We start from the raw sequence: 3904 nt of genomic DNA, 5'->3' as shown, positions 1-3904 counted from the left end.
TGGGATAGGCTTCCAGCCTGTCAATCGAATCATCCGTCACGACGTGAGAAGTCTGGCTAGCCGCGATCGTTCCGTCGTGCAGAATCTTGCCATTCGGATTGACCAGATAAACCTCGCCACCGCTGGTCGCCGCACCGGTCGCTCGAATCGTGCCCGTGTTTTGAATCATACCCGCCGTGGGGCTGATGCCACTTTCCAGTGTCGCCATTGATGGCTGCACGTAGGTGACTCCGTTTTCCAACGTCACCCTGCCACCGGAAGACAATGTGATGTTGCCACCGATGCTTTGGATCGTGCCGTTGTTGGCAATGTCGCTGGCGATCAAATGAGCACCGCCGCTGCCCGTCACAATCGTCCCGTCGTTGACGATGCTGCCCGCACCTTCGCCACGAGTGAACGCGAGTGCCCCGCCGTTCATGAAGTCTTGGTTGGTGACATCAAAGGTCGACGCGGTGAAACCGTTCGTGTTCACCATCCCTGAACCGGAGACAACGATCCCGGACGGATTGACCAAAAAGACGTTGCCGTTTGAGTTGATCGTCCCAGCGATGGTTGACGGCATGCTCGGCGTCGTGACGCGGTTGAGGATCGATGAGCTGGCGTCGGGCAGATTGAAGTTTGCTGTGTTGCCCGCACCGACGCTGAACGAATCCCAGTTCACGATCGCGCGGTTCGTCGCCGCATCGACATTCATCACGCCCGCAGCCTGCGAGATCGCGGCATGTCCCGCAACGACGTCGGCCCCGGTTGGCATCTGCGCGGATGCCGAGGCCGCGGTCATGCCAATTGAACAAATCGCCGCGAACAGGGTCGCACGTTTTCGTTTGGCGGTAGGAGTGATCGATGAACGATTGAGTGTGGACGTGTTTGCCCGATGACTATGCCCAGCCATTTTCAGTCCTTGATAATTGGTGCCCCATGGATTCACCCTCGTGGGGGATCCCGTCCTCAACTCTTACCGATGCATCGTGTTTGTCAGTTAGGGACAGCCTTCTTGTTAAGAAAAGGAGATGGAACCGCCCGACTGTAGCGTTGGTAGCGAATTGAAAACGTTCTTGTGAATTCCTAACGATGAACGCGACGTGGGCGAGCCAGAAAGTTCTGTGGTGGAAGCTTTGAACCGGATTCGTTGGCTCATCCGTTGCAGGCCTCCAGCGCTTTCAACCGACGTGAGCGATAGAACGGCTTCAATCAACACGATCGTTAGGATGCGACGCGGATTGCTTGGGGGGCGAGGTATTCAGCTGCCGTGCAAAAGTTCACCTGTGAACGCAGCCGATCCGGTTTCCTACATGCGGAGGAAATTGGCACGAAGGATCGTGCCAACAAGGGCAACTTCCGTGGGGCAATTCAAGGATGATGTGATGCTTCGTACGATTGTACGGGTCGTGGTGCCGGTCTGCGTTGTGGGGCTTGTGTGTCTGGCAACCAAATCAGAGATACACGCGCAGAACTACGAGGCGTACAAACCTCTCAAGCTACCGCCACGCACCGGTGAGCTGCCGGAAGTGGACGCGGCCACCGATCTGCCCGCCCCGGTCGAAGACGACCGTGTGCTGGTGCAAGCTCTTGAAGCGGTTGTGATCGTTGACCACGGCGACAAGATCGATCAGTCGCCGACGATCGATTCGCTGGTCGGGATTCACTACGACTTCGACGAACCCGATTCGCTGGTTTGCAAACACGCCGTGCGTGGAATTGTGCAGCGAGCGATTGGGCAACCGATCACGCTGCGACGCATCAATGAATTGTCACGCGATATCATCAAGCAGTACCAGCGTTGCAAGCAACCGATCGTGGATGTGGTGATCCCTGAGCAACGGATCACCGGCGGAACGCTGTATCTCGTTGTCACGGAAACTCGGATTGGTCGCGTGATGGTTCGCAGCGGCCAGCATTTTGATTGCAAGCCCGCGTCTCGCTGGATTGCGAAAACCCACCGTGGCAATCGACTGTATGAGCCGCACATTGAAGACGATTTGTTTTGGATGAACCAGAACCCGTTTCGCCGAGTCAGCGTGGATTTTGACAAGGGAACCGAGGCGGGAACCACCGACGTGATCTATGAAATCGAAGACCTGTGTCCGATTCGAGGCTACATGGGGATTGATGACAGCGGAGTGTCGACGTTGAACTACGGAAGGTTCTTCGCCGGTTTCCAATACGGGAACTTTCTCGGACACGGTGGCATCCTGGGCTACCAATTCACAACCGATGAAGAGTTTGCGTTGCTGCGTGCTCATTCAATTAGCTTGGATCAGCCGCTCAGTCGCGAGTTCTCGTTGCAAGGGTACGGCAGTTGGGCCGGTGTGACTCCTATGATGGATAGCGGGTTCGCCCAAGACGGTGAGAGCTATCAATTCGGTGGGCAACTGATCCGGCATCTGTCCCGCGATCGATTTCATAGTCGAAACCTGAGTGCGGGTTTTGATTTTAAGTCAACGAACAATAACTTGGAGTTTGCGGGAAGCCAGGTCAGCGACTCAGTTGCCGACCTGTTTCAATTGCGTCTTGGTTACGACAGCTTTGAGCGAATTGACGTCAATCAATATCGACTGTTTCGTGCGGATCTGTTCATTGGCCCGGGAGGCGGCATGACGGGCAGTCACTCCTCGGATGCCTTCAACACGATCCGTCCTGGTGCTTCGCCTGACTATGTGTATGGTCGTTTACGTTACGAACGTGCCGATGTTGCGCGACGGGAATGGATGTTGACAACACGACTAACTGGACAAGCTTCTTCGGAAAGGCTGCTGTTCAGCGAAACGTTGGGATTGGGTGGATACGACACGATTCGTGGCACCGACAGTCGCGCCTACAACGCCGATCATGGCTGGATTGCAAATTTCGAATTCGGTCCCAAAACCTATCGCTGCGGTACAGTTGAGGAACCAAAGACATTGCGTGCTTATGGCTTTGTTGACGTGGGAAACGGGTACGTCGACCAGCCATTGGCAGGCGAAGACGCCTATACATTTGCCGTGAGCACCGGCGTAGGGATGCGGTTCCAGGTTAGCGATCGGCTGATTGCACGCTTCGACTACGGCTTTGGAATCGAAGACATCGATGCGGCGGAGCGAAATGATCGAGCTCATTTCGCAGTGACGTGGATTCCCGGACCTCGCCTCTAAAAGAAAGTTTTGCAGATCGGTTTGCCTATTTGCTCGCGATACTTTGCTCGCCTTCTTTCAATTGTATCTCGCCGGGCTTCACTGCTTCGTCGTAAACACTCGAAGGCAAGGGCATTTGCACGAACGCGTCGAATGCGGCAAATCATCGCCGGTCACGACAGCAGTTTCAAAAACAATGATCAGTACGAAGTTCAGAATCGTTGTTTGAAACTTCAAAAGCTCGGTTGAGCGGAGCAGATGCTCCGCATCTCGCAACCAATCGCTTCGTGGACCGGGAAACTGTGCTGATTTGATCGTCGAAGATGAAGGCTCGATGCAAAACGACTCCGGCATTGGGGAAGATAGCGATTGAGATTGACGTCGAATTCGAGATGGTTATGAGAACTCTTGGTTTCGGGCAGATCTCTTGGCGGACTCACCGAACGAACCTCCTGGTCTCATAAGCCGCGTCCCGACGTTCGCTTCGCTCGATCAGTCTGTCCGCTATGGGCGGCAACACATTCAATCACGCTCAAGATTCAGCGAAAAACCAAGCGGGAGACCGAGGGAAGATTAGTGTTCTCCAGCAGACGTTTAGACGAACACTGATCTTCGCTAATAAACACGAATCGGAGAGGCAATTTCAGTGGTGAAGGACGCTGCGTCGAAGAACGAGAGGACGCCGGATCGGCTTTGTTTCGACATGACTTGGTAAGACGATGTCGCAAGTGGCGTCGACTATTTTTTCAATCGGACGCGAACGGAGCCTGGTCCGGCTTGGCGGTCCTTTTGGA

2 protein-coding genes are annotated in these 3904 nt (G+C 54.7%); one reads left to right on the top strand and one right to left on the bottom strand.

Annotated elements, in window-relative coordinates; genetic code table 11:
* Positions 1 to 781, bottom strand: a 781-nt coding sequence (locus tag B2R17_RS10910) for a filamentous hemagglutinin N-terminal domain-containing protein (RefSeq protein ID WP_286764004.1), incomplete at its 3' end; no start/stop codon positions are given.
* A 583-nt stretch (positions 782 to 1364) separates the two neighbouring features.
* Here B2R17_RS10910 and B2R17_RS10905 point away from each other — a divergent pair.
* Positions 1365 to 3131 carry a ShlB/FhaC/HecB family hemolysin secretion/activation protein gene (locus B2R17_RS10905; RefSeq protein WP_286764003.1) on the top strand — a complete coding sequence of 589 codons (1767 nt, stop codon included), beginning with the start codon at positions 1365 to 1367 and terminating at the stop codon, positions 3129 to 3131.
* Positions 3132 to 3904: the final 773 nt, after the last annotated feature.

It is taken from the genome of Rhodopirellula sp. UBA1907, from assembly GCF_002337565.1.
Lineage (GTDB): Bacteria > Planctomycetota > Planctomycetia > Pirellulales > Pirellulaceae > Rhodopirellula > Rhodopirellula europaea.
The sequence above is the reverse complement of the archived record's forward strand: the minus strand, read 5'-3'. Positions and strand labels throughout refer to the sequence as shown.